Annotated in this window: 20 protein-coding genes; 4 read left to right on the top strand and 16 right to left on the bottom strand. The window is 59.8% G+C overall.

Annotation, left to right across the window (positions count from 1 at the left end; translation table 11 throughout):
* Complete coding sequence (locus tag AB4O01_RS22515) at window positions 1-804, top strand: hypothetical protein (protein ID WP_460089586.1); 804 nt, start codon at window positions 1-3, stop codon at window positions 802-804.
* A 110-nt stretch (window positions 805-914) separates the two neighbouring features.
* Here the strand turns inward: AB4O01_RS22515 and AB4O01_RS22510 are convergent, their stop codons facing one another.
* The gene (locus AB4O01_RS22510) at window positions 915-1118 is read right to left on the bottom strand and encodes a helix-turn-helix domain-containing transcriptional regulator (protein ID WP_093430087.1); all 204 of its coding nucleotides are present in this window, start codon (window positions 1116-1118) and stop codon (window positions 915-917) included.
* 295 nt (window positions 1119-1413) lie between these two features.
* Between AB4O01_RS22510 and AB4O01_RS22505 the strand changes: the two genes are divergently transcribed.
* Window positions 1414-1851 (top strand): excinuclease, encoded by a 438-nt coding sequence (locus tag AB4O01_RS22505; protein ID WP_093430086.1) that lies wholly within the window; start codon window positions 1414-1416, stop codon window positions 1849-1851.
* 104 nt (window positions 1852-1955) lie between these two features.
* On the opposite strand, the gene AB4O01_RS22500 is transcribed toward AB4O01_RS22505, so the two are convergent.
* Complete coding sequence (locus AB4O01_RS22500) at window positions 1956-2858, bottom strand: LysR family transcriptional regulator (RefSeq protein ID WP_460089584.1); 903 nt, start codon at window positions 2856-2858, stop codon at window positions 1956-1958.
* Window positions 2859-2976: 118 nt separating this feature from the next.
* On the opposite strand from AB4O01_RS22500, the gene AB4O01_RS22495 reads away from it, so the two are divergent.
* Window positions 2977-4251, top strand: coding sequence for an MFS transporter (locus tag AB4O01_RS22495; RefSeq protein WP_460089582.1), 1275 nt, complete (start codon window positions 2977-2979; stop codon window positions 4249-4251).
* A 177-nt stretch (window positions 4252-4428) separates the two neighbouring features.
* On the opposite strand, the gene hemE is transcribed toward AB4O01_RS22495, so the two are convergent.
* From hemE to AB4O01_RS22440, 11 genes are all read right to left on the bottom strand, one after another.
* Window positions 4429-5496 (bottom strand): uroporphyrinogen decarboxylase, encoded by a 1068-nt coding sequence (gene hemE, locus AB4O01_RS22490; RefSeq protein WP_460089581.1) that lies wholly within the window; start codon window positions 5494-5496, stop codon window positions 4429-4431.
* A gap of 252 nt (window positions 5497-5748) precedes the next feature.
* Window positions 5749-7167, bottom strand: coding sequence for an FAD-dependent oxidoreductase (locus AB4O01_RS22485; protein WP_007909438.1), 1419 nt, complete (start codon window positions 7165-7167; stop codon window positions 5749-5751).
* A gap of 33 nt (window positions 7168-7200) precedes the next feature.
* A complete protein-coding gene (gene gltB, locus AB4O01_RS22480; protein WP_093430083.1) occupies window positions 7201-11646 on the bottom strand; it encodes a glutamate synthase large subunit in 4446 nt (1481 codons plus the stop codon).
* A 350-nt stretch (window positions 11647-11996) separates the two neighbouring features.
* On the bottom strand, window positions 11997-13586 hold the full coding sequence (locus AB4O01_RS22475) for an AAA family ATPase (protein ID WP_099757779.1): 1590 nt from the start codon (window positions 13584-13586) through the stop codon (window positions 11997-11999).
* A gap of 10 nt (window positions 13587-13596) precedes the next feature.
* Window positions 13597-14697, bottom strand: a complete 1101-nt coding sequence (gene aroB, locus AB4O01_RS22470) for a 3-dehydroquinate synthase (protein ID WP_093430081.1) — start codon at window positions 14695-14697, stop codon at window positions 13597-13599.
* Between the two features lie 152 nt (window positions 14698-14849).
* Window positions 14850-15368, bottom strand: a complete 519-nt coding sequence (aroK, locus tag AB4O01_RS22465; RefSeq protein WP_011332081.1) for a shikimate kinase AroK — start codon at window positions 15366-15368, stop codon at window positions 14850-14852.
* Window positions 15369-15372: 4 nt separating this feature from the next.
* On the bottom strand, window positions 15373-17451 hold the full coding sequence (gene pilQ, locus AB4O01_RS22460; protein ID WP_460089579.1) for a type IV pilus secretin PilQ: 2079 nt from the start codon (window positions 17449-17451) through the stop codon (window positions 15373-15375).
* A gap of 13 nt (window positions 17452-17464) precedes the next feature.
* Window positions 17465-17992 carry a pilus assembly protein PilP gene (locus AB4O01_RS22455; protein ID WP_095047207.1) on the bottom strand — a complete coding sequence of 176 codons (528 nt, stop codon included), beginning with the start codon at window positions 17990-17992 and terminating at the stop codon, window positions 17465-17467.
* Complete coding sequence (gene pilO, locus AB4O01_RS22450; RefSeq protein WP_095047206.1) at window positions 17989-18612, bottom strand: type 4a pilus biogenesis protein PilO; 624 nt, start codon at window positions 18610-18612, stop codon at window positions 17989-17991. Before pilO ends, AB4O01_RS22455 begins: the two co-directional genes overlap by 4 nt.
* Window positions 18609-19175, bottom strand: coding sequence for a PilN domain-containing protein (locus AB4O01_RS22445; protein WP_095047205.1), 567 nt, complete (start codon window positions 19173-19175; stop codon window positions 18609-18611). Before AB4O01_RS22445 ends, pilO begins: the two co-directional genes overlap by 4 nt.
* Complete coding sequence (locus AB4O01_RS22440; protein WP_093430076.1) at window positions 19175-20239, bottom strand: pilus assembly protein PilM; 1065 nt, start codon at window positions 20237-20239, stop codon at window positions 19175-19177. The genes AB4O01_RS22445 and AB4O01_RS22440 overlap by 1 nt, the downstream gene beginning before the upstream one ends.
* A 219-nt stretch (window positions 20240-20458) precedes the next feature.
* Between AB4O01_RS22440 and AB4O01_RS22435 the strand changes: the two genes are divergently transcribed.
* Window positions 20459-22903: a penicillin-binding protein 1A gene (locus AB4O01_RS22435; RefSeq protein ID WP_460092306.1), complete on the top strand. Its 2445-nt coding sequence runs from the start codon at window positions 20459-20461 to the stop codon at window positions 22901-22903.
* A gap of 321 nt (window positions 22904-23224) precedes the next feature.
* Here AB4O01_RS22435 and AB4O01_RS22430 read toward each other — a convergent pair whose 3' ends face one another.
* The 3 genes from AB4O01_RS22430 to rpmE all read right to left on the bottom strand — a co-directional run bounded on the left by AB4O01_RS22430 (window position 23225) and on the right by rpmE (window position 25719).
* The gene (locus AB4O01_RS22430; RefSeq protein WP_090280412.1) at window positions 23225-24493 is read right to left on the bottom strand and encodes a malic enzyme-like NAD(P)-binding protein; all 1269 of its coding nucleotides are present in this window, start codon (window positions 24491-24493) and stop codon (window positions 23225-23227) included.
* Between the two features lie 183 nt (window positions 24494-24676).
* Entirely contained in the window at window positions 24677-25477 is an 801-nt protein-coding gene (locus tag AB4O01_RS22425) for a thermonuclease family protein (RefSeq protein ID WP_460089578.1), read from the bottom strand.
* A 14-nt stretch (window positions 25478-25491) separates the two neighbouring features.
* Window positions 25492-25719: a 50S ribosomal protein L31 gene (gene rpmE, locus AB4O01_RS22420; protein ID WP_016984589.1), complete on the bottom strand. Its 228-nt coding sequence runs from the start codon at window positions 25717-25719 to the stop codon at window positions 25492-25494.
* Between the last annotated feature and the right edge of the window lie 237 nt (window positions 25720-25956).

The following is a 25956-nucleotide window of genomic DNA, read 5'->3' as shown; positions in this document are numbered from 1 at the left end:
ATGACTCAGTTTCACCGCATCGCCGCTCTGTTGGCACTGGCTTTTGTGCTCGGCGGTTGCACCAGCAAACCGGTCTACAACGCCAAGGAAGAGTTCTCGCACAACCTCGGCTTCACCCAGCAACAGATGAGCCGCGCCATCGTCACGGCGCTGAACGACCGCCAGTGGGTCGTGCAATCGGTGCGTCCGGGCATGATCAAAGCAGCGATCACCGTGCGCGGTCGCCATCACGCCGAAGTCGACATCCCGTTCACCCCGACTTCGTTTGAAATCGACTACCGCAGCAGCTACGGCCTCGATGCCAAGGACGGCAAGATCCACGGCAACTACAACCGCTGGGTCAATCGCCTGCGCGACAACGTGCTCAAAGAGCTGTCGATCAACCCGGACATCGAAGCCGTCAACAGCTTGGGCATCATCAAACAGGGCGCCGACGAGCCGACTTACCTGAGCTTCCGCGAAGGCGTTAAACGCGCCACCGACGCCGGCCTGCTCGACGGCAGCGTGAAGTTCTATCTGGCCGGCGAAACGCTGCCAAAACAGGTGCGCAAACTCGACACCGTGAGCAGCAGCCGCAAGACCAACGGCTCGAACAAATCCGACGAAGACGCCTGCTTCTGGGCCTTGCAATCGGCCTTGGCCACCCTGCAAAACGCCGCAAAAAAAGCCGACGCCAATGCGGTGATCAACATCGCCAGCGTCGACCAGCGCGACCTGTACAAAGACACCGAAAAATTCCAGTGCCGTGCCGGGCTGGTGGTGTCGAGCGTGGCGCTGCGCGGGGATTTGGCGCACGTGGATTGATGGGATTGTAGAAACGACAAAGGGCGCCATTCGGCGCCCTTTCACAAACAGGTTGGCTTGTCATCGCCAATTACCTGTCTGGCTCTGCGATGGCTGGTCACCCAGGATCCTCAGAGTCTCACAAGCCCCTTGCGGGAACATTTTGGGGCGTTGCCCAACATCCTGAGGCGGGCACGGGCAATCGTCCCATGCACTTTGGCGATGAACCGAAGATCTCCCCCTGCTTCATCCAGGCAAATCTCAAGATAGGTCACCAAGTCCTCTTCAGTTTTCAAATAATCGATTGAGTCCCAGTTCGTGAATTTTTCGATCATGTTTTTTCTTGATGATTTCTGGCGTTAAGAAAATTAACGTCCTTAGGTTATTCACACAAGGCACTCACTTCTGAAGTTTTCGTAGGGAATGCACTGACCTTGTGTAGTCCAGATCGCAATCACCTCAAATCCGCGATCAAGCGAAGATAAATTTTCTCGCCACAAGGGCACCATTCGGCGCCCTGCTCATTTCAGCTCTACACTCGTCCGGACAGGCCGTCGCACCGCGCCTGATGGAACGGCGAGCCTATCAGCCCTGCACTCGCGGTTCTCTTTCACCGTCAAGGAGATGACCATGCAAGTGAAAGCCCTGATCGCCGCTGCGCTTCTCGCGCTACTGCCCAGCGCCAGCCAAGCCACCAACCTGATGTACATGCCCTTCGAAACCGTGCTGTCGGACGCGATTCGCGCCGGACGGCTGGATGGCAGTGTGAAGTTCTATTTGCTCGGCAATGGGCCGCAGGGCACTCAGCAGTTACTGCGCCGGGGGGTGGTCAGTGATTTGAAGACCAATGGGTTCAACAAGAGCGACCACAACTCCTGCGAGTGGGTGTTGCAGTCGAATCTGATCAAGCTGCAGGCCGATGCCAAGCGGGTCGGGGCGAATGCAGTGGTCAATATCGTCAGTTACTACGACCAGCATGTGCGCAAGGACTTGAATACCTACGAGTGCCGGGCGGGGATTTTTGTCACGCGGGTGGCGTTGAAGGGGGATTTGGTGCGGTTGCCATGAACATTGTGTTGATTGAGCGGACGTCTTCGCGAGCAGGCTCGCTCCCACCTTGGAATGCGTTCCCCTGTGGGAGTGAGCCTGCTCGCGATTTGATTGCGCAGCAATCACGCCTTTGAAGGTTCGACCTTTTGCGTGAGCAGGTCGACGAACGCCTTGGCCATTGGCGACTTCTGATCCTTGCGCTGCACCAGCCACACCGCCGACACCGCTTCCGGATCGAGCAACGGGCGGTAGACCACGCCGTCGATACGCATCCGCTGATAAGACGCCGGCAGCACCGAAACCCCCAGCCCCGCTGCGACCAGACCGATGATGGTCATGGCTTCCCCCGCCTCTTGGGCGAAATGCGGGCTGAACCCGGCATCACGCGCCAGGCTCAGCAATTGTGCATACAGCCCGCTGCCGTAGCTGCGCGGAAAGAACACGAACGGCTCCAGCGCCAGCGCCGAGAGGAACAAGCCCTCCTCCGATCCCTGGGCCAGTGGATGCTTGGAACCGAGCACGGCGACCAGCGGCTCACGCATCAACTCCACCACACTCAGCGAATCGGGCAAACCCAGCGGGCGCATGATGCCCACCTCTATCGACTCATCCACCAAACCCTCGGCGACTTGCGTGCTGCTCATCTCCCGCAGATTGAGGTGCACCGCTGGAAAACGCTGGCGAAAGGAAAAAATCGCCTGGGGAATGGTCGAGTTGAACGGTGCCGACGAGGTGAAGCCAATCTTCAACTCACCCAGCTCACCGAGTTGCGCACGTCGGGCAACATCCGCCGCTTTATCAACCTGCGCCAGCACCAACCGCGCCTCCTCCAGAAACAATCGCCCGGCCTCACTCAGCTCGACCCGACGATTAGTCCGTTCGAACAGTCGCGCGCCTACCTCTTGCTCCAGCGCCTGAATCTGCTGGCTCAGTGGTGGCTGAGAAATCCCCAGCACTTGTGCGGCACGGCCAAAATGCAGCTCTTCGGCAACGGCGATGAAGTAGCGCAGATGACGCAATTCCATGGAAACCTCATTAGGTCGTTAAAGCTATCAAACAGGTCGAACAATATATTGGATAGAAACATTAGCCAGCTATATGATTTTTTCATTGCCTGCCTGGCCGTGCCCTCCGAGGTCTGAAGTGAAAACTGCTGTCGCGCCCCTTGCCCATGAAGTCCCGCCCGCCGCTGCGGACGATGTCGTCGCCGAGCTGCAAGAGATCTACATCGAAAAAGGCACGCCGATGTTCATGCGCACGGTGCTGGCGCTGTTCAGCGGCGGTTTTGCGACGTTTGCCCTGCTGTATTGCGTGCAGCCAATGATGCCGCTGTTGTCCCAAGAATACGGTATCAACGCCGCGCAGAGCAGCCTGATCCTCTCGGTGGCCACCGGCATGCTCGCCATCGGCCTGCTGATCACCGGGCCGATTTCCGATCGGGTCGGGCGCAAACCGGTGATGGTGACTGCGCTGTTCGCAGCAGCGCTGTGCACCATGGCCAGCGCGATGATGCCGAGCTGGGAAGGCGTGCTGATCATGCGTGCGCTGATCGGGCTATCACTGAGCGGGCTGGCGGCGGTGGCAATGACTTATCTGAGCGAAGAGATTCATCCACAGCACATCGGCCTGGCGATGGGGTTGTACATCGGCGGCAACGCGATTGGCGGGATGAGCGGGCGCTTGATCACCGGAGTACTGATCGACTTTGTCAGCTGGCACACGGCGATGCTGGTGATCGGCGGTCTGGCGATGATTGCCGCAGCGGTGTTCTGGAAGATCCTTCCGGAGTCGCGCAACTTCCGTTCGCGCTCACTGCACCCACGCAGTTTGCTCGACGGTTTCACCATGCACTTTCGTGATGCCGGTCTGCCGCTGCTGTTTCTTGAGGCGTTCGTGCTGATGGGCGCGTTCGTCACGCTGTTCAACTACATCGGCTATCGCTTGCTGGCCGCACCGTACAACCTCGATCAGGTGTTCGTGGGCTTGCTGTCGGTGGTGTATCTGTCGGGGATCTACAGCTCGGCGAAGATTGGCTCGCTGGCAGACAAACTGGGGCGACGCAAAGTGCTGTGGGCGACGATTGCTCTGATGTTTGCCGGCCTTGCCTTGACGATGTTTACGCCACTGTTGCTGGTGATCATCGGCATGCTGATTTTCACCTTTGGCTTCTTTGGCGCGCATTCGGTGGCTAGTAGCTGGATCGGTCGACGCGCGACGAAGGCAAAGGGGCAGGCCTCGTCGTTGTACCTGTTCAGCTATTACGCAGGATCGAGCATTGCAGGCACGGCGGGCGGGGTGTTCTGGCATCTCGGCGGCTGGAATGGCATAGGCCTGTTTATTGGTGCGCTGTTGCTGATTGCGCTGCTGGTGGCGTTGAAGCTGGCGAAGTTGCCGCCGTTGCAGGGTGTTAAGGCCTGAGACAAAACCCATGTGAGAGCGAGCCTGCTCGCGAAGGCGTTTTGTCAGTTGATGCAAAGTTTGCTGATCCACCGCTATCGCGAGCAGGCTCACTCCTACAATTGATCTGCGTACAACGTTGAATCGTGGAAACAAAAACGCCCGGCATTTAGCCGGGCGTTTTTTATGGTGTGGCGATCACTCGTGATACTGCGCCGACAATTCATGCACCGCGCGCAGGAAGGCGCCCGCATGCTCCGGATCAACCTCAGGCGTGATGCCGTGACCGAGGTTGAACACATGGCCACTGCCCTTGCCATAGCTGGCCAGAATGCGTCCGACTTCAGTGCGGATCGCTTCCGGTTTGGCGTAGAGCACGGTCGGGTCCATGTTGCCTTGCAAGGCAACCTTGTCACCAACACGGGCGCGGGCGTTGCCGATGTCGCAGGTCCAGTCCAGGCCCAGTGCGTCGGCACCAGCCTCGGCGATGCTTTCCAGCCACAGGCCGCCGTTTTTGGTGAAGAGGATCACCGGCACCTTGCGACCGTCGTGTTCGCGGATCAGGCCGCCGACGATTTTCTTCATGTAGGCCAGCGAGAACTCCTGATACGCCGCCGCCGACAGGTTGCCGCCCCAGGTGTCGAAAATCTGCACCGCTTGCGCGCCAGCCATGATCTGGCCGTTGAGGTACGAGGTCACCGACTGCGCCAGTTTATCCAGCAGCAGGTGCATGGCTTGTGGGTTGTCGTAGAGCATGGCTTTGGTCTTGCGGAAGTCTTTCGACGAACCGCCTTCAACCATGTAGGTCGCCAGGGTCCACGGGCTGCCGGAGAAACCGATCAACGGCACACGGCCGTTCAGCTCGCGACGGATGGTGCTGACTGCGTCCATCACATAGCCGAGGTCTTTGTGCGGATCAGGGATTGGCAAGGCTTCGATGTCAGCGAGGGTGCTGACGACTTTCTTGAAGCGCGGACCTTCACCGGTCTCGAAGTACAGGCCTTGGCCCATGGCATCAGGGATGGTGAGGATGTCAGAAAACAGGATCGCCGCGTCCAGTTGTGGATAACGGTCGAGCGGTTGCATGGTGACTTCGCAGGCGAATTCCGGATTCATGCACAGGCTCATGAAATCACCGGCCTGGGCGCGGCTGGCGCGGTATTCCGGCAGGTAGCGGCCGGCCTGGCGCATCATCCACACCGGGGTGACGTCAACGGGTTGCTTGAGCAGGGCGCGGAGGAAACGGTCGTTCTTCAGGGCAGTCATGTCGGCATCCGGAAAAAAAGTGCGGGCATTTTCTCAGAGCGCGGCGCAAAAGGCACGGATGCAGGTCAGCCTTTTGTCTATCGGGTCAATTTATTGCGTTGGAAACGCGTTATCAGCAACACCGAGAAACAACTGTGGGAGCGAGCCTGCTCGCGAAGAGGCCGGCACATCCAACATTGCAGTTGGCTGACAGACCGCTTTCGCGAGCAGGCTCGCTCCCACAGGGGTGTTGCTTTGGCTCAGGAGCCGGGATCAGACGCCCAGGTAATCGAGGATCCCTTCGGCGGCGTTGCGACCTTCGAAGATCGCCGTCACCACCAGGTCGGAACCGCGCACCATGTCGCCACCGGCAAAGATTTTCGGGTTGCTGGTCTGGTGCTTGTACTGACCTTGCTCAGGCGCAACAACGCGGCCCTGGCTGTCGGTCTGGATTTCGAACTGTTCGAACCACGGCGCCGGGCTCGGGCGGAAACCGAAGGCGATGACCACGGCATCAGCCGGGATGATCTCTTCGGAACCCGGGATCGGCTCTGGGCTGCGACGGCCACGGGCGTCCGGTTCGCCGAGACGGGTCTCGACCACTTTCACGCCTTCAACCTTGTCTTCGCCGACGATAGCGATCGGCTGGCGGTTGTAGAGGAATTTCACGCCTTCTTCCTTGGCGTTCTTCACCTCTTTGCGCGAGCCGGGCATGTTCGCTTCGTCGCGACGATAAGCGCAGGTCACCGACTTGGCGCCCTGACGGATCGACGTGCGGTTGCAGTCCATCGCCGTGTCGCCGCCGCCGAGTACCACAACCTTCTTGCCTTTCATGTCGACGAAATCTTCCGGCGACTTTTCAAAGCCCAGGTTGCGATTGACGTTAGCGATCAGGAAGTCCAGCGCGTCATAAACGCCCGGCAGATCCTCACCGGCAAAACCGCCCTTCATGTAGGTGTAGGTGCCCATGCCCATGAACACTGCGTCGTATTCGGCGAGCAGTTGTTCCATGGTCACGTCTTTGCCGACTTCGGTATTCAGACGGAACTCGATGCCCATGCCAGTGAAGACTTCGCGACGATTGCTCAGCACGGTCTTTTCCAGCTTGAACTCGGGGATGCCGAAGGTCAGCAGACCGCCGATTTCCGGGTTCTTGTCGAACACCACAGGGGTCACGCCGCCGCGTACCAGCACGTCGGCACAGCCCAGACCCGCCGGGCCCGCGCCGATGATGGCGACACGCTTGCCGGTCGGTTTGACCTTGGACATGTCCGGGCGCCAGCCCATGGCGAACGCGGTGTCGGTGATGTACTTCTCGACCGAACCGATGGTCACCGCGCCGAAACCGTCGTTAAGGGTGCAGGCACCCTCGCACAGACGATCCTGCGGGCACACCCGGCCGCAGACTTCCGGCAGGGTGTTGGTCTGGTGCGACAGCTCGGCGGCCTGAAGGATGTTGCCTTCGGCCACCAGCTTCAGCCAGTTGGGAATGAAGTTGTGCACCGGGCACTTCCATTCGCAATACGGGTTGCCGCAACCCAGGCAGCGGTGGGCCTGATCGGCCGACTGCTGGGGTTTGAACGGTTCGTAGATTTCGACGAACTCTTTCTTGCGTTGACGCAACAGTTTCTTCTTCGGATCTTTGCGCCCGACATCGATGAACTGGAAGTCGTTATTCAGACGTTCAGCCATTGTTAAAACCTCATCAAACTCTTCAGGCGCATATCACTGCGGGTTGGCACGAGTGCTGGAAAGCAACGACTTCAGGTTGGCAGCCTTAGGCTTGACCAGCCAGAAACGGCGCAGGTAGTCATCGAGGTTTTCAGCGAGTTCACGACCCCACTCGCTGTCGGTTTCCGCGACGTACTCGTTCAGCACGTTTTGCAGGTGGCTGCGATAGGCTTCCATCGCCTCGCCGCTGATCCGCTGGATTTCCACCAGTTCGTGGTTGACCCGGTCAACGAAGGTGTTGTCCTGATCGAGCACGTAGGCGAAACCACCGGTCATGCCAGAGCCGAAGTTGTAACCGGTCTTGCCCAGAACGCAGACAAAACCACCGGTCATGTACTCACAGCAGTGATCGCCAGTGCCTTCCACAACCGTGTGGGCACCGGAGTTACGCACGGCAAAACGCTCGCCTGCGGTGCCGGCGGCGAACAGCTTGCCGCCCGTGGCGCCATAGAGGCAGGTGTTGCCGATGATGGCGCTTTCCTGAGTTTTGTAAACGCTGCCCTTCGGCGGCACGATGGTCAGCTTGCCACCGGTCATGCCTTTGCCGACGTAGTCGTTGGCGTCGCCTTCGAGGTACATGTTCAGACCGCCGGCGTTCCACACGCCGAAGCTCTGACCCGCCGTGCCCTTGAAGCGGAAGGTGATCGGCGCTTTCGCCATCCCTTGGTTGCCATGCTTGCGGGCGATTTCGCCGGAGATCCGCGCGCCGATCGAACGGTCGCAGTTGCAGATGTCCAGATCGAACTCGGCGCCGCTCATGTCGTTGATCGCCGACGAAGCCATCTCGACCATTTTCTCGGCCAGCAAACCTTGGTCGAACGGCGGGTTGCGCTCAACACCGCAGAACTGCGGTTTGTCTGCCGGGATGTGATCGCTGCCCAACAGCGGCGTCAGGTCCAGGTGGTTTTGCTTGGCGGTCTGGCCTTCGAGGACTTCCAGCAGATCGGTACGACCGATCAGCTCTTCGAGGGAGCGCACGCCGAGCTTGGCCAGCCACTCACGGGTTTCTTCGGCGACGTAGGTGAAGAAATTCACCACCATATCGACGGTACCGATGTAGTGATCCTTGCGCAGCTTCTCGTTCTGCGTCGCGACGCCGGTGGCGCAGTTGTTCAGGTGGCAGATACGCAGGTATTTGCAGCCCAGCGCGATCATCGGCGCAGTACCGAAGCCGAAGCTTTCGGCGCCGAGAATCGCTGCCTTGATCACGTCGAGGCCGGTTTTCAGGCCGCCGTCGGTCTGCACCCGGACCTTGCCGCGCAGGTCATTACCGCGCAGGGTCTGGTGGGTTTCAGCGAGGCCGAGTTCCCACGGTGCGCCGGCGTATTTGATCGAAGTCAGCGGCGAAGCACCGGTGCCACCGTCGTAGCCGGAGATGGTGATCAAGTCCGCATAGGCCTTGGCCACACCGGCGGCGATGGTGCCGACGCCTGCTTCGGCTACCAATTTGACCGAAACCAGTGCTTTTGGGTTGACCTGCTTCAGGTCAAAAATCAGCTGCGACAAGTCTTCGATCGAATAGATGTCGTGGTGCGGCGGCGGCGAAATCAAGGTCACGCCCGGCACTGCATAACGCAGTTTGGCGATCAGCCCGTTCACTTTACCGCCCGGCAGTTGCCCGCCCTCACCCGGCTTGGCGCCTTGCGCGACCTTGATCTGCAGCACTTCAGCGTTGACCAGGTATTCCGGGGTTACCCCGAAACGGCCAGTCGCGACTTGCTTGATTTTCGAGCTCTTGATGGTGCCGTAACGCGCCGGATCTTCACCACCTTCGCCGGAGTTGGAACGCGCACCGAGGCGGTTCATGGCTTCGGCCAGGGCTTCGTGAGCTTCCGGCGACAAGGCGCCCAGCGAGATACCGGCGGAGTCGAAGCGCTTGAGCACCGATTCCAGTGGTTCGATTTCACTGATGTCCAGCGGCTTGTCGAGGGTCTTGACCTTGAACAGGTCGCGGATCATCGACACCGGACGGTTGTCCACCAGCGAGGTGTATTCCTTGAACTTGGCGTAGTCGCCCTGCTGCACGGCAGCTTGCAGGGTGTTGACCACGTCCGGGTTGTACGCGTGGTATTCGCCACCGTGGACGAACTTCAGCAGACCGCCCTGCTGGATCGGCTTGCGCGGACTCCAGGCTTCGCTGGCGAGCGCTTTCTGTTCGGCTTCGATGTCGACGAAACGCGCACCCTTGATGCGGCTCGGCACGCCACGGAAGCTCAGGTCGCACACTTCTTCGGACAGACCGATGGCTTCGAACAGCTGCGCACCACGGTACGAAGCGATGGTCGAAATGCCCATCTTCGACAGAATTTTCAGCAGACCTTTGGTGATGCCTTTGCGGTAGTTCTTGAACACCTCATAGAGGTCGCCCAGCACTTCACCGGTGCGGATCAGGTCGCCCAGCACTTCATAGGCCAGGAACGGATAGACCGCCGAGGCGCCGAAGCCGATCAGCACCGCAAAGTGATGCGGATCGCGCGCGGTTGCGGTTTCAACGAGGATGTTGGAATCGCAGCGCAGGCCTTTTTCGGTCAGGCGGTGGTGTACGGCACCGGTCGCCAGGGATGCGTGGATTGGCAGTTTGCCCGGGGCAATATGGCGGTCGCTCAGAACGATCTGAGTCCGCCCGGCGCGCACGGCTTCCTCAGCCTGATCGGCAACGTTGCGGATCGCCGCTTCGAGGCCAACGCTTTCGTCGTAGTTGAGGTCGATGATCTGCCGCTCGAAACCCGGGCGGTCGAGGTTCATCAGCGAGCGCCACTTGGCCGGCGAGATCACCGGCGAGCTGAGGATCACGCGCGAAGCGTGTTCCGGCGACTCCTGGAAAATGTTGCGCTCGGCACCGAGGCAGATTTCCAGCGACATCACGATCGCTTCACGCAGCGGGTCGATCGGCGGGTTGGTGACCTGCGCGAACTGCTGGCGGAAATAGTCGTACGGCGTGCGCACACGCTGCGAGAGCACGGCCATCGGCGTGTCATCGCCCATCGAGCCAACGGCTTCGTAGCCTTGCTCGCCGAGCGGACGCAGGACCTGATCGCGCTCTTCGAACGTGACCTGATACATCTTCATGTATTGCTTGAGTTGATCAACGTCGTAAAACGCCGAACCGTGGTCGTTGTCTTCCATGGTCGCCTGAATGCGTAGGGCATTCTTGCGCAGCCATTGCTTGTACGGATGACGGGACTTCAGACGGTTGTCGATCGCATCGGTGTCGAGGATCTGCCCGGTTTCGGTGTCCACGGCGAAGATCTGGCCTGGGCCGACACGGCCCTTGGCAATCACGTCTTCCGGTTTGTAGTCCCACACGCCGATTTCCGAGGCGAGGGTGATGAAACCGTTGGTGGTGGTGACCCAGCGTGCCGGACGCAGACCGTTACGGTCGAGCAGGCACACCGCGTAGCGACCGTCGGTCATTACTACACCAGCCGGGCCGTCCCACGGCTCCATGTGCATCGAGTTGTACTCGTAGAACGCACGCAGATCCGGGTCCATGGTTTCAACGTTCTGCCACGCTGGCGGAATGATCATCCGCACACCACGGAACAGGTCGATGCCACCGGTGACCATCAGCTCGAGCATGTTGTCCATGCTCGAGGAGTCGGAACCGACACGGTTGACCAGCGGGCCGAGTTCTTCCAGATCCATCAGATCATTGGTGAACTTGGTCCGACGGGCCTGCGCCCAGTTACGGTTACCGGTGATGGTGTTGATCTCGCCGTTGTGGGCGAGGAAGCGGAATGGCTGGGCCAGCGGCCATTTCGGCAGGGTGTTGGTGGAGAAGCGCTGGTGGAACACGCAGATCGCGGTTTGCAGGCGCTCGTCACTCAGGTCTGGATAAAATGCGGCCAGATCGGCCGGCATCATCAGGCCTTTATAGATGATGGTCTTGTGCGAAAAGCTGCAGATGTAGTGGTCGGAGTCGACGGCGTTGGCCACCGACGAACGACGACGCGCACTGAACAGCTTCACGGCCATGTCCTGATCGCTCAGGCCTTCGCCGCCGATGTACACCTGCTCGATTTGCGGCAGACGCTCAAGGGCCAGGCGGCCGAGGACGCTGGTGTCGATCGGCACTTTGCGCCAGCCGATCAGTTGCAGGCCTTCAGCGAGGATCTCGCGGTTCATGTTCTCGCGAGCGGCTTCGGCCTTGGCCGGATCCTGGTTGAAGAAGACCATGCCCACCGCGTATTGCTTGGGCAGCTCGACGCTGAAGGTTTCCTGGGCAATGGCGCGCAGGAACGCATCAGGTTTTTGAATCAGCAGACCGCAACCGTCACCGGTCTTGCCGTCGGCATTAATCCCACCGCGGTGGGTCATGCAGGTCAGGGCCTCGATGGCCGTTTGCAAAAGGGTATGACTGGGCTCGCCCTGCATGTGGGCTATCAGGCCGAAACCGCAGTTATCCTTGAATTCATCTGGTTGGTACAGACCTGCTTTCATAGACACTTTCTCACCAGGCTGCCTCTTTTCGAGGCAAATTTCTTTTCAATTCAACCACTTGCATCCTGCGCCGAACGTACGCCGGCTTCGCGGGGGCAAAAGGGTGGTCATTGTACACAGCGACACAGAGGCTCACAAATTTGACGACGAAATGTCGCAAATTCATGTCGCATTTGTGAAAGGTTTAAAGCGATCTGCTGTGCTAGTCAAAACTTTTTTAATTTTGACCGCAACGACTCAAAGACTACTGTGACGCAGACACCACAAGGCACGCGGCCTGTGAAGGCGGCGCGCACTCGTAGAAATTTTGAGGTGCTTGGAGAGGCGGCCTGGGTAAGGCCGCCGAATCTTCAGCGAGTTGTTGCCAGTTCCTGTTGGACGCTGGCGACAGTGCGAGGCCAAGGTTTACCAGCCTGAACCTTCGCTGGCAAGGCCTTGATGGCAGAAACGGCTGCATCACGATTGGCGAAGTTGCCGTAGGTGATCACGTAAAGCGGTTTGCCGTTGAGGACTTTCTTGAAATAACGGTACTCACCGCCCTGCTCTTTGACGAAGTTTTGCGCTGCCGCTTCAGAGCTGGTGCCGAGGATCTGCACCACGTAGTTGCCGGTCGGCTGACCGGCATACCAGCTGCCACCGGCGGCTTTGGCAACGGTCACCGGCTTCTCGGCCGGTTTTGCAGCGACGACTGGCTTGGCCGGCGCTGGGGCCGGTTTGGCGACTGGCGCGGCCGGAGCAGGCTTGGCGGTGGCAACCTGAGCAGGAGCAGGAGTCGGTTTGGCGGCCGGCAACGGAACCGGTGTCGGCGCGGGACCGGCAGGAACGCCCGCCGGTGGCGCGGAAGTGGTCACGGTCGGCGGAGTCGCACTGGAACCTTCCAGCGGCACGCCATCGTCGCCTTCGGTAATACCGCCAGCGGCTTCAGCCAGCGGGCCGCGCATGACCGGTTGCGAGTTACCGACCAGCGGCAACGGCATCGGTTGCGTATTGCCGGCGAACTCGACGTTCGGTGCGCCGCCATTGGCACCCTGCCCCAATGGCAACTGTGCCTGTTCATTGGCAGGAGCGCCGGTGGTTGGCGCCTTGTTGCGACCCGGCATCAACCAGGCGGCGGCGACCGCGACCACAACGACGGCGGAAATCGCCAATACGTGTTTCTTCGGCATGTTGAACCCCATACTTGGACGCTTGACCGCAGAGCGGCTGGCAATCATGACTTCGATCAGAGCATCGCGAGCGACCTGGTTGATGTTGCCCGGCCAACCCTCGGCACTTTCGTGAATATCAGAGATCTGATCTGCGCTGAAAAGTTCGACACCCCGGCCGGCACCTTCGAGCCGTTGGTCGAGATATTCGCGGGTTTCTTCTTCGGTGTACGGCTGCAGTTCGATGACGTGGAAACGCTCTTCCTCAAGGTGCAACGCCTCGAGCTGAGCGATCAGCGACGACTCACCGAACAGGAACACATGCGGGCGACCTTCCGGTGCGCCGGCACCCAGCGCCATCAGTGCTTCGAGAGCGGACTCGTCGAGTTGCTCAGCGTCGTCCACCAACAGATAGACTTCCTGGCCGGTCAGTGCGAGTTGCACCACTTGATCGAGAATCGCGCCAACTTCGGCCTGAGCGACGTTCAGCGCCTGCGCCACCTGGCGCAACACACCGGCAGCATCACCGGCGCCACGGGCGGAAACCACCACACTCTGCACCGACTGCTTATTGGTGCTGGCGACCAGCGCCTGACGCAGCAAGGTCTTGCCACTGCCTTGCGGGCCGGTGACCACCAGCAGCAACTGGCTGTAACGCGCCAGATGATGCAGTTGACCCAGCACCGGTTTGCGCTGAGCCGGGAAGAACTTGAAGCCCGGCACGCGTGGCGCGAACGGGTCGTGACTTAACTGGAAATGGCCGAGGAACGCCTCGTCGGCATGCAAACTAGTCATTGGAATCTTTTCAACCTTTAAGCTGAGCCAGGGCGCGGTAATCCGCTCCCAGCGTGGCCTGTAGAACCTCTTTCGGATAATCGTCGGTCACTACCGCTTCGCCCATCCGGCGCAGCAGCACCAGGCGCAGACGACCGTCGATCACTTTTTTGTCGATTGCCATGTGTTGAAGAAAATCGGCTTCGGTCATTTCAGTCGGCGGCACCACTGGCAAGCCGGCGCGCTGGAACAGACGAATACCGCGATCACGCTCCTCGTCACTGATCCAGCCCAGACGCGCGGACATCTCCAGCGCCATCACGGTGCCAGCCGCGACTGCTTCCCCGTGCAACCAGACACCATAGCCCATGTGGGTCTCGATGGCGTGGCCGAAAGTGTGGCCGAGGTTGAGCGTGGCACGTACGCCGGTTTCTTTCTCATCGGCGCCAACCACCGCAGCCTTGGCCGCGCAAGAGCGCTCGATCGCGTAAGTCAGGGCTTTCTGGTCCAGCGCGCGCAGGGCATCGACGTTTTCTTCGAGCCAGGTCAGGAATGGCTCGTCGCAGATCAGCCCGTACTTGATGACTTCGGCCAGACCGGCAGACAGCTCGCGCTCTGGCAGGGTTTTCAGGGACGCCGTATCGATCAGCACCACGTTCGGCTGGTAGAACGCGCCGACCATGTTCTTGCCTAGTGGATGGTTGATACCGGTCTTGCCGCCCACCGAAGAATCGACCTGGGACAGCAATGTCGTCGGAATCTGGATGAAGTCGACACCGCGCTGGTAACACGCTGCGGCAAAACCGGCCATGTCGCCGATCACACCGCCGCCGAGGGCGATCACGGTGGTACGGCGATCATGACGGGCGGTCAGCAGACCGTCGAAGATCAATTGCAGGGTTTCCCAGTTCTTGAAGGCTTCGCCGTCCGGCAACACCACGGAGATCACCGAGAACTGCGCCAGGCTGCGGGTCAGACGTTCAAGATAGAGCGGCGCAACGGTCTCGTTGGAGATGATTGCCACCTGCCGCCCATGGATATGCGGAGCCAGCAGCTCGGGCTGATCCAACAAACCTTCGCCAATATGAATCGGGTAGCTGCGCTCGCCTAGATCGACCTTGAGTGTCTGCATGTGTCCCCACAGTGAAGATGGAAGCAGGCGTCCTGCCCTGAATTATTGGTTATCTGCGGCCTATAGCGGGTATGACGCCGCTTGCACGCCATCCGCCACAACCTCGGCGGACTGTGACAGGACGCCGAGGATAGCGCATTTCGAGCGCTGCTTTAACGGGGAGGAAGCTGCGCCAGACGATCGAGAATGTCGAGCACCACCATACGTGGCGGCCGCTCGTCGGTTTCCACCACCAGATCGGCAATTTCCCGATAAAGCGGATCGCGGATCGCCAGCAGGTCACGCAGGGTTTTTTCCGGATTGGCAGTACGCAGCAACGGCCGGTTGCGATCGCGCGACGTGCGGCCGACCTGCTGCTCCACAGAGGCGTGCAGATACACCACTCGCCCACCCTCATGCAGGGCCTTGCGATTGGCATCGCGCATGACTGCGCCACCGCCGGTCGCCAACACCACACCATCGAACGCGCACAGCTCAGCGATCATCGCCTGCTCACGGTCACGAAAGCCGGGCTCGCCTTCCTTGTCGAAGATCCACGGGATATTGGCGCCCGTGCGCAATTCAATTTCCTTGTCGGAATCTTTGAACGGCAGGCGCAGCTCTTTGGCCAGTAACCGGCCGATGGTGCTTTTGCCAGCACCCATCGGTCCTACAAGAATCAAATTTCGCACAGAATCAACGACTCACAGCAATCGCCTGGTTATTCATGATACGTGGTGTGAGAAATACCAGCAGCTCGGATTTTTTCTCCGATACCACATCACGCCGGAAAAGGCGGCCAAGATACGGCACATCGCCAAGAAATGGCACCTTATCTACGACCTTGCTTTGAGTATTTGAGAAAACACCGCCAATCACGATGGTTTCGCCGTCATTGACTAGTACCTTGGCGTTGACCTCGTTTTTCTTGATCGGCGGCACATCCTGCACTTTGTTCAGGTAATCCGGTTCGTCCTTGGTGACCTTGACCTCCATGATGATGCGGTTATCGGGGGTGATCTGCGGGGTGACTTCCAGTGACAGCGAGGCTTCCTTGAACGACACCGACGTCGCGCCGCTGGAACTGGCTTCCTGATACGGAATCTCGGTGCCTTTGAGGATTTTTGCGGTTTCCTTGTCGGAGGTGACCACCTTCGGCTGCGAGACGATTTCGCCGTTGCCGGTCTTCTCCATGGCAGTCAGCTCAAGATCAAGCAGGACATTGTCGGTAATGAAGGCAATGCCGATCCCCGATGTATTACCCACAGTGCCCATGTCGACGAACGGCGAATTGGTGCTGGTACTGCCCGGCGTACCAATGGTGGTCGATGAACCGTTGACCCCGGAAGCGTTCCAGTTGCCCTTGTTCTGGATCGAGCCGCCCCAGCGCACGCCCAGACTTTTGTCGTAATCGACGTTGGCCTCGACAATCCGCGCTTCGATCATCACCTGACGCACCGGAATATCCAGTTGCGCCACGATCCGCCGCAGTTCGTCGAGGCGATCCTGAGTCTGATAGGCAATGATATTGTTGGTGCGCTCGTCGACGGTAATCGAACCGCGCTCGTCGATTTTCGCCTCGGCACTGGTCACCGACTGGAACAGCTTGGCGATGTCCGCGGCTTTGGCGTAGTTCACCTGTAGCAGCTCGCGGCGCAACGGCGCCAGTTCGGCGATCTGCTTCTGCGACTCCAGTTCCTGACGCTCGCGGGCAGCGATTTCATCGGCCGGAGCCACTAGCAGCACATTGCCGATCTTGCGCTTATCCAGGCCCTTGGTTTTCAACACCAGATCCAGGGCCTGATCCCACGGCACATTTTGCAGGCGCAAGGTGATGCCACCCTGCACCGTGTCGCTGGCAACCAGATTGAGGTTGGTGAAGTCGGCGATCAGTTGCAGCACCGAGCGCACATCAATGTCCTGGAAGTTCAGCGAGAGCTTTTCGCCGACGTACGCCTGGCGGTCAGCGTTACGTTTTTGCAGGTCATCGACAGTCATCGGGCGGATGCTGACGGTCAGTTTGTTGTCGGTCTGGAAGGTGGAGTACTCGTAGGTGCCACTGGGTTCAACAGTAATGACTGTGCGATCAGCGGTTACTCCGGCATTGACGAACTGCACCGGGGTGGCGAAATCCTTGACGTCGAGGCGTACCCGCAACTTGTCTGGCAACTGCGTACGGGCGAAGCTGAGGATGATCTTGCCGTCATGCTCCTGGATATCCGGAGCAATGGTCGGGTCGGACAGGTCGATGACCACATTGCCTTCCCCCGCCGTACCACGCTGGAAGTCCACACCGCGAATCGCCCGGCTTTTCGGCACAAAAGCCTTGGCGGACGCAGCAGCTTTAGCGGTAGCACGAGGTGCAGCGGCAGCGGGACGCGGCGCGGTGGCCGGTGCGCCCTGACCGACCACCACGAACAGGTTATTGCCCTCAACCCGCGTGGTGTACGGCGCCAATTGCGTCAGGCTGACAATCAGCCGCGTGCGTTCCTTGGCCTCAACCACAGTAGCGGTGCGCGCATTGCCACTGCCCAGATCGAGGTTCTTGCTGGCCAACTGACTGGCGACACCGGGCAGGTCCAGGGCAATCCGCGCCGGCGATTCGGTGGTGTAGCCCTTGGGTTGTGGCGGCGGGCCGTCGAACGACAACTTCAGCTCGACGCGATCACCCGGCAACGCCGCCACGTCCAGCATCTTCAGATTGGACGCGAGTACCATCGGCGACATCAGCGCTATCCATAGCGAAAAACCGAGGGTGGAGAAAATCCTGTTCATTGTTCGACTTCCACTATGAGTGCTCTTTCAAAGGAATGGTGCGCGGACGCTCCAGCCAGGCGCCTTCGCCGTCGGGGACGATTTCGACGACATCGACCTGGGTGGCGCTGATAGCGACGATGCGGCCGTCATTGCGCCCCAGGTAATCGCCGACTTTCAGCCGATGCACCCCGCCCGCCCCGCGCAACAGCGCAAAGGAGCCGGAAGCATTGGCAATCGTGCCGACCATCTCGAACTGCTCGATGTTGAAACCTTCGAGGTATTGCTTGACCCGATTGGGATCGGGCTTGACGTTGCGTGAGCCATGTTTCTGCCCGGCCAGGTCAACCCGCACCTGGCGCGAGAACGGACTGCGCAGGTTGGCCGCGCTGTAAGTGAATGTCGGGTAAGACCGGAATGTCGGGGTTGGTTCAATCTTGCCTGCCGGGCGCAGGCGTACTTCATTCAGGTAGGCATCAAGATCGCTGAAGTCATTGCTGCCACCACAACCGTTCAACGCGAGCAGCGTCATCGACAACGCGATGTAACGAGTCGGGCTCATTTCTGCAGCCCCTTGTCGTTATACCGGTAGGTCTTGGCAAGGATGCTCATGCGCAGCTTCGGCCCGCCCTCTTTATCGGCAGGCGCGAGTTCGAAATCGTGCAAGGTGACAATGCGTGGCAGCCCGGCCACGCCACTGACGAAGGTCGCAAGGTCGTGATAGGCACCGGTGACGGTGATCTGGATCGGCAGCTCGATGTAAAACTGCTGGGTGACCTCCGGCAGCAGTTTGATCTCTTCGAACTCCAGGCCGCTGCCCAGCCCCGTGCGGGTGATGTCTTCGAGCAGGCCCGGCACTTCGGTGTCACTGGGCAATTGGCGCAACAGCACGCCAAAGGTGTTTTCCATCGCCTTCATTTGTTGGGTGTACAACTCAAGGTTGGCCGAAAGACGTGCCTTGCTGGCGAACTGCTCCTTGAGCGTGGCTTCTTCCTCGCGCTTGGCTTCGAGTTGGTTTTCCAGGTCACTGATGAAAAAGTTATAACCGAGCGCCAGGACCAACACCATCAACAGCGCCCCGGCGATGGCTTTCACTGCTGCCGGCCATGAGCCGATGTTGCTGGTATCGAGGTCGTTGAAATCGATGTCGCGCAGACTTTCCAGCCATTCGGACGGCTTCATTGCTCGTCCTCCACGGTGCGGGGCTGGGTCTGCCGTACGGTCAACTCGAACGTGTTGGCCTGATCCACCTGGCCCGCCGTCGTCGCCTTCACCTCGTTGAGACTGGGCGCGTCGAACCAGTCGGAAGCATCCAGATTGCGCATCAATTCGGAGACCCGGTTGTTCGATTCGGCTGCACCGCTGATCGACAGGGTTTTGCCAACCATCTTCACGTCGGTGAAATACACACCGTCCGGCAGCGTGCGCGCCAGTTGATCGAAGATTCGCCCACTGATCTGCCGGTTGCCCTGCAAGTCCTGGATGATGCGCATGCGCTCGACCAGTTGCTGACGACGCGCCTTGAGATCGCTGATCTGTTTGATCCGTTCGTCGACCACAGCAATCTGCTTGCCGATGTAATCATTGCGCGCCACTTGTCGTGCAATGGCGGTGCTGATGACCTGATCGGCAATCAGCACCGCACCGACCGAGCCGACCACCACGCCGATCAAGGCCAGCAGAAAGCGCTTGCGCCGCTCTTCGCGACGTTCCTCGCGCCAGGGTAGGAGGTTGATCCGCGCCATCAGTCGAAACTCCTGAGCGCGAGCCCGCAGGCGATCATCAGCGCTGGCGCGTCGCTGGCCAAAGCCCCGGCGTTGACTTTGCTGCTCAGGGCCATGTTGGCAAACGGGTTGGCTACTTGTGTCGGTGTGCTCAGGCGCTGCTCGATCAGCCGATCCAGCCCGGGCACTGAAGCCGTGCCGCCGGCCAGCAGAATGTGATCGACCGCGTTGTATTGCCCGGAGGCGAAGAAGAACTGCAGCGAGCGCGACACTTGCTGCACCAGCGCCTCGCGAAACGGTTGCAAGACCTCGCTGATGTAATCATCGGGCAGACCGCCCTGCTTTTTCGCCAGCCCCGCTTGTTCGAGGGTCAGGCCATAGCGGCGCTGGATTTCCTCGGTCAGTTGCCGGCCGCCGAACAATTGCTCGCGGGTATAGATGATCTTGCCATTGTGCAGGACGCTGAGCGTGGTCATGGTCGCGCCGATGTCGACAACAGCGACAGTCAGACGCTCCTGAGACGCCGCCAGTTGCGTGGCCAGCAAGCCGAACGAGCGCTCCAGCGCATAGGCTTCGACGTCGACTACCCGTGCGGTCAGCCCGGCCAGAGCCAGCGCCGCTTCGCGGACTTCGACGTTTTCCTTGCGACAGGCAGCGAGCAACACGTTGACCCGCTCAGGGTTGCGCGGTGACACGCCCTGGACTTCGAAATCGATGGCGACTTCGTCCAGCGGGTAGGGAATGTACTGATCGGCCTCGATCTTGAGCTGGTTTTCCAGCTCGTCGTCGGACAGCCCGGCGTCCATCTCGATGATCTTGGTGATCACGGCGGAACCGGCCACTGCGACTGCCACGCTCTTGAGCCCGGTGCGCGCCTTGACCAGTAAACGGCTCAGGGCCTGACCGACGCCTTCAAGTTCGGCGATGTTCTTTTCGACCACGGCGTTGACTGGCAATGGCTCTACCGCATACGCCTCGACCCGGTAGCGATCACCCTGACGGCTCAGTTCCAGCAGCTTCACTGACGTGGAACTGATGTCGATCCCCAGTAACGTATTGGCCTTTTTATTGAAGAGTCCCAGCACTACCAATTCCCTATGACTTTCCGTGAGTTACGGACTCTGTAATACGCATTGCGTTCCTTCACCCCGTCTTGACAGAAGCGCAAATGACGCCCCCAGCAGAAAAGTGCTTATAATGCCCAGCGTTTTTTTCCGCTTTTTACTGCAAGCGCGGATGGTTCTGTGTGTAGCCGGAGCCCCGTCGCCAAATTCATTCTTTGCACTGGATGTCCAAAAGCCTTGATTCGTCTGCTGAAATTTTTCGGTTGGTCCATCGTCGCCGTTTTCTGCGGACTGCTTTTAGGTCTCAGCGGCGCGTTTCTTTACCTTAGTCCGGGTTTGCCTTCTGTGGAGGCTCTGCGAAGCATTCAGTTGCAGATTCCGCTGCGGGTCTACTCCAGCGACAACAAGTTGATCGCCGAATTTGGCGAAATGCGCCGTACACCGATCCGTTTCGCCGACATTCCACCCAATTTCATTAATGCGTTACTAAGTGCTGAAGACGACAATTTCGCCAACCACTATGGCGTCGATCCGAGCAGCCTGATGCGCGCCGCGACCCAACTGGTCAAAAGCGGACACATTCAGTCCGGCGGCAGCACCATCACCATGCAGGTAGCGAAGAACTTCTTCCTGACCAGCGAACGCAGCTTCTCGCGCAAAACCACCGAAATTCTTCTGGCCCTGCAGATCGAGCGACAGCTGACCAAGGATGAAATCCTTGAGCTGTACGTGAACAAGATCTATCTGGGCAACCGCGCCTATGGCATCGAAGCGGCGGCGCAGGTGTATTACGGCAAGTCGATCCGTGATGTCAGCCTGGCGCAGATGGCGATGATCGCCGGCCTGCCGAAAGCCCCGTCGCGTTTCAACCCCCTGGCCAACCCGGCACGCAGCAAAGAACGCCGCGACTGGATCCTCGGGCGCATGTACAAGCTCGGCAAGATCAGCGAAGCCGACTACACCGCTGCGATCAACGAGCCGCTGAACGCCAGCTATCACGTGCCGACCCCGGAAGTGAATGCACCGTATATCGCTGAAATGGCCCGTGCCGAGATGGTCGGCCGTTATGGCAGCGACGCTTACACCGAAGGTTTCCGCGTCACCACCACGGTGCCGAGCAACCTGCAGGAAATGGCCAACACCGCGCTGCACGAAGGTTTGATGACCTACGACCAGCGTCACGGCTACCGTGGCCCCGAATCGCGTCTGCCGGGCAAGACCCGTGAGGCCTGGGCCAACGAACTGACCAAGCAGCGCACCATCAGCAGCCTTGAGCCGGCCATCGTCACCCAGGTCGATAAGAACGGCCTGCAAGTGCTGACCCGCACCGGCGAAGAACACGTCGCCTGGGACACCATGAAATGGGCACGACCGTTCCTCAACACCAACAGCATGGGTGCCAATCCGCGCCAGCCGTCGGATGTCGCGGCGGTCGGTGATCTGGTTCGCGTGCAGCGTCAGAAAGACAATTCACTGAAGTTCAGCCAGATCCCGCAGGCGCAAGGTGCGCTGGTGTCGCTGGATCCGCAGAACGGCGCGATTCGCTCGCTGGTCGGCGGTTTCGCCTTCGAACAGAGCAACTACAACCGTGCGATGCAGGCCAAGCGTCAGCCGGGCTCGAGCTTCAAGCCGTTCGTCTACAGCGCCGCGCTGGATAGCGGCTACACCGCTGCCACGCTGGTCAACGATGCGCCGATCGTGTTTGTCGACGAATATCTGGACAAGGTCTGGCGCCCGAAGAACGACACCAACACCTTCCTCGGCCCGATCCGCCTGCGTGAGGCGCTGTACAAGTCGCGTAACCTGGTGTCGATCCGCTTGCTGCAGGCGATGGGCGTAGGCAAGACCATCGACTACATCACCCGTTTCGGCTTCAACAAGCAGGATCTGCCGCCCAACCTGTCGCTGGCGCTGGGTACTGCAACGCTGACGCCGATGGAAATTGCGACCGGTTGGAGTACGTTCGCCAACGGCGGTTACAAGATCACCCCGTACATCATCGACAAGATCGAAAGCCGTAATGGCGACACGCTGTTCGTCGCCAACCCGCCAACCGTGCCTCAGGGCGGTTCGGCGACGGACGGTATCGCCGCACCGCACACCGATTCGTTTACGGTCAACGCCACACCGGTTGCGGGCGAGGCGCCGGGCAGCGCGGCCGTGCCGCAAACGCCGGCAGTGGCCGAGCGAATTGTCGATGGCCGCACCACGTACATCCTCAACAGCATGTTGCAGGACGTGATCAAGCTCGGCACCGGCCGTCGCGCGTTGGCCATGGGCCGCAGCGATATCGCCGGTAAAACCGGTACCACCAACGAATCGAAAGACGCGTGGTTCTCTGGTTACAACGCCGATTACGTGACCACCGTGTGGACCGGTTTCGACCAGCCGGAAAGCCTCGGTCGTCGCGAGTTCGGCGGTACTGTGGCGCTGCCGATCTGGATGAACTACATGTCGGCTGCGCTGAAGGACAAGCCGCCGCACGTGCAGCCTGAGCCGGAAGGCTTGCTGAGTCTGCGCGTGGATCCGGTCAGTGGCCGAGCGGCGACGCCGAGCACGCCAGGCGCGTATTTCGAGCTGTTCAAGTCTGAAGACACGCCGCCGTCGATGAATGAACTGGGTAATGGCGCCGTACCGGGCAGCCCGCTGCCTGCGGATGAGCAGGCGCCGATCGATCTGTTCTGATCCTGAAGCAGCAAAAAGCCCTGCCTTCGTGAGATGTGCGGGGCTTTTTTATGGCTGAAGATCTAGAGCCCCTCACCCTAGCCCTCTCCCGGAGGGAGAGGGGACTGACCGTGGGAAGTTCGCGAGATACGTCGACCTGAAAGCACATCAGCGCCTACAGATTCAATACAACACTTTCAGGTCGGCATCACTCTCCAGCATCCCCCAATCAGTCCCCTCTCCCTCTGGGAGAGGGTTAGGGTGAGGGGGTTCTTGATCTTCAGGCAATAAAAAACCCCGACTCTCACGAGCCGGGGCTTTCGTTTGAAGCGCTACAACGGCTTAGCCGTTGAACACGTCATCCACGCTTTTCAGCGGGTAGTTCTTCGGATACGGCAGGGTCGCCACACCGGTCTCGATTGCGGCTTTGGCCACAGCGTCGGAGATCAGGGTGATCAGGCGCTTGTCCATTGGCTTCGGAATGATGTACTCACGGCCGAATTCCAGCGGAGCACCGCCGTAGGCATCGCACACGTCCTGAGGAACAGGCAGCTTGGCCAGTTCACGCAGGGCGTTGGCGGCAGCCACTTTCATTTCTTCGTTGATGCGCTTGGCGCGAACGTCCAGAGCACCACGGAAGATGAACGGGAAGCCCAACACGTTGTTGACCTGGTTCGGGTAGTCCGAACGGCCGGTGGCCATGATCACGTCGCTACGGGTAGCGTGCGCCAGCTCCGGGGAGATTTCCGGATCCGGGTTCGAGCAGGCGAACACGATCGGGTTGGCCGCCATCGACAGCAGGCCTTCTGCGCTCAGCAGGTTCGGGCCGGACAGACCGACGAACACGTCAGCGCCTGCCAGTGCGTCAGCCAGGCTGCGCTTCTCGGTGGCGTGAGCGAATACCGCTTTGTACTGGTTCAGGTCGTCACGGCCGGAATGGATCACACCGGTACGGTCAACCATGAAGATGTTTTCGATGCGTGCGCCCATGCTCACCAGCAGTTTCATGCAGGAGATGGCAGCAGCGCCGGCGCCCAGGCAGACGATTTTCGCTTCTGGCAGGGTTTTGCCAGCGATTTCCAGGGCGTTGATCATGCCCGCAGCGGTCACGATCGCGGTGCCGTGCTGGTCATCGTGGAAGACCGGAATGTCGCACTGCTCGATCAGAGCACGTTCGATCTCAAAGCACTCTGGCGCCTTGATGTCTTCCAGGTTGATACCGCCGAAAGTGATGGAGATGCGTTTTACGGTATCGATGAAGGCTTGCGGGCTTTCGGAGTCGACTTCGATGTCGAAAACGTCGATGCCGGCGAAGCGCTTGAACAGTACGCCTTTACCTTCCATCACTGGCTTGGAGGCCAATGGGCCGAGGTTGCCCAGACCGAGAATCGCGGTGCCATCGGAAATGACTGCAACCAGGTTGCCCTTGCCGGTGTATTTGTAGGCCAGTTCAGGATCGCGAGCGATCTCACGCACTGGTTCAGCTACGCCGGGGCTGTAGGCCAGCGACAAGTCGCGAGCGGTAGCAGTGGCCTTGGTGAGCTCGACACTCAGCTTCCCTGGACGAGGATTGGCATGATATTCGAGAGCGGCAGTTTTCAGATCAGACATTTTGGCATTCCGCTTTTTACTGTTGGACAGACTGGTCAGCGAGGATACGCGCCTCGCAAAGTCCCCACAAGACTGAGCGGTCACCCCTGTCAAGCGCCCTGCCCTACGACTTTGGGCCAAGAGCCACGGCGCACAAGGGCTGGACTGTTCACAATCGATAGAAAAAATGTCTACAATTTTTCTTCAGCGCAGCGTTTGCAACATCGAAGGATCCGTCAACGGAAGCAGCCAGCGCGACTGGCCGGATTGCAATCCACCGCGCCGGGAACGATCAACGATCCAGCCACGAGCCTCGATCTGCTTGCCTTTCAATGCCTGCAACCGGGCATTGTCAAATTGTCCGACCAGATTGGGTGCAACGCGCAATACAAGCGAGTCCTGCAACTCGATCCAGATTCCGCCTCGATTGCGCTGAACCTTGCTCACACGCCCACTGATCACGGCAAAACCCGAGCGCTGGATCTGCTCCGCTTTCAGTACAGGTGATTGCCGCCAGAGGCCCAGCCCGGCCTTTCGCGCACTACGTTCGGCGGCTTGCTGGCAGGCAACAAGATCGACATTCGGCGCAACCGCGACCTGGAAACCGAGGCCATCGGCGAGCATTTGCGCTTCGAGATTGGCGCCGCTGGTGCTGTAAATATGCGCGAGCGTACGCCCGTAATGGTCTTTGGCTTGCTTGCCGGGGCGCAAACCGACACGTCCGCCGCTGGCATCGACCAGCGCTTGCAGGCGTTTGCGTGCCGCCACGGCGAAGGGTTCGTCGCTGCGGCCCTGCCTGCCCAGCTCAGGCGTGTTGAGGCCGATCATCCGCACGCTGCGACCGTCGCTCAGGCGCAGCGTGTCGCCATCGACCACGCGCTGCACGGTGACGCTGGTCAGCCCCGCAGGCGCCGGGCAAAAGGCCTGAGCGCCGGATAGCCAAATCGCAGACACAAAAAAGGCGCCCGCGAGGGACGCCTTTTTCAGCAACGAGGAAAAGCCCACCGGGCCCTTCAACCTTACTCTGCAGCAGCAGGTTTCTTGCCGAAAGCACCGAAACGGTCTGCGAAGCGCTGAACGCGGCCGCCAGTGTCCAGAGTCTTCTGCTTACCGGTGTAGAACGGGTGGCATTCGTTGCAAACGTCGATTGGCAGAGCTTTGCCGAAAGTCGAACGGGTTTCGAACTTGTTGCCACAGCTGCAGGTAACAGCGATGACTGGGTAATTCGGGTGGATATCAGCTTTCATGGTGTCTTCCTCAGCTAGCGTGCCGCCACCCAACACTATTGTTGAATACCGCACGTAATTAGGCCGCGGATTCTACCAGACCTTTTCAAACACGCAAGCTGTCACCGAGACCGACCGTCTGCTAGGCTCCCGGCCCAATACGCGATTCCCAGTGGGAGCGAGCCTGCTCGCGAATGCGTTGTGTCAGTCAATCCTTAAGCGCCTGATACACCGCCTTCGCGAGCAAGCTCGCTCCCA

This window comes from Pseudomonas sp. S2_E02, from assembly GCF_054668355.1.
This window is presented reverse-complemented; position numbering and strand designations above follow the sequence as displayed.

What these genes read in the sequence shown, in the direction of transcription:
- AB4O01_RS22515 (WP_460089586.1), top strand. Translation starts at nt 1, where the DNA reads ATGACTCAGTTTCACCGCATCGCCGCTCTGTTGGCACTGGCTTTTGTG.
- AB4O01_RS22510 (WP_093430087.1), bottom strand. Translation starts at nt 1,118, where the DNA reads ATGATCGAAAAATTCACGAACTGGGACTCAATCGATTATTTGAAAACT.
- AB4O01_RS22505 (WP_093430086.1), top strand. Translation starts at nt 1,414, where the DNA reads ATGCAAGTGAAAGCCCTGATCGCCGCTGCGCTTCTCGCGCTACTGCCC.
- AB4O01_RS22500 (WP_460089584.1), bottom strand. Translation starts at nt 2,858, where the DNA reads ATGGAATTGCGTCATCTGCGCTACTTCATCGCCGTTGCCGAAGAGCTG.
- hemE (WP_460089581.1), bottom strand. Translation starts at nt 5,496, where the DNA reads ATGACTGCCCTGAAGAACGACCGTTTCCTCCGCGCCCTGCTCAAGCAA.
- AB4O01_RS22485 (WP_007909438.1), bottom strand. Translation starts at nt 7,167, where the DNA reads ATGGCTGAACGTCTGAATAACGACTTCCAGTTCATCGATGTCGGGCGC.
- gltB (WP_093430083.1), bottom strand. Translation starts at nt 11,646, where the DNA reads ATGAAAGCAGGTCTGTACCAACCAGATGAATTCAAGGATAACTGCGGT.
- AB4O01_RS22475 (WP_099757779.1), bottom strand. Translation starts at nt 13,586, where the DNA reads ATGACTAGTTTGCATGCCGACGAGGCGTTCCTCGGCCATTTCCAGTTA.
- aroB (WP_093430081.1), bottom strand. Translation starts at nt 14,697, where the DNA reads ATGCAGACACTCAAGGTCGATCTAGGCGAGCGCAGCTACCCGATTCAT.
- pilQ (WP_460089579.1), bottom strand. Translation starts at nt 17,451, where the DNA reads ATGAACAGGATTTTCTCCACCCTCGGTTTTTCGCTATGGATAGCGCTG.
- AB4O01_RS22455 (WP_095047207.1), bottom strand. Translation starts at nt 17,992, where the DNA reads ATGAGCCCGACTCGTTACATCGCGTTGTCGATGACGCTGCTCGCGTTG.
- pilO (WP_095047206.1), bottom strand. Translation starts at nt 18,612, where the DNA reads ATGAAGCCGTCCGAATGGCTGGAAAGTCTGCGCGACATCGATTTCAAC.
- AB4O01_RS22445 (WP_095047205.1), bottom strand. Translation starts at nt 19,175, where the DNA reads ATGGCGCGGATCAACCTCCTACCCTGGCGCGAGGAACGTCGCGAAGAG.
- AB4O01_RS22430 (WP_090280412.1), bottom strand. Translation starts at nt 24,493, where the DNA reads ATGTCTGATCTGAAAACTGCCGCTCTCGAATATCATGCCAATCCTCGT.
- rpmE (WP_016984589.1), bottom strand. Translation starts at nt 25,719, where the DNA reads ATGAAAGCTGATATCCACCCGAATTACCCAGTCATCGCTGTTACCTGC.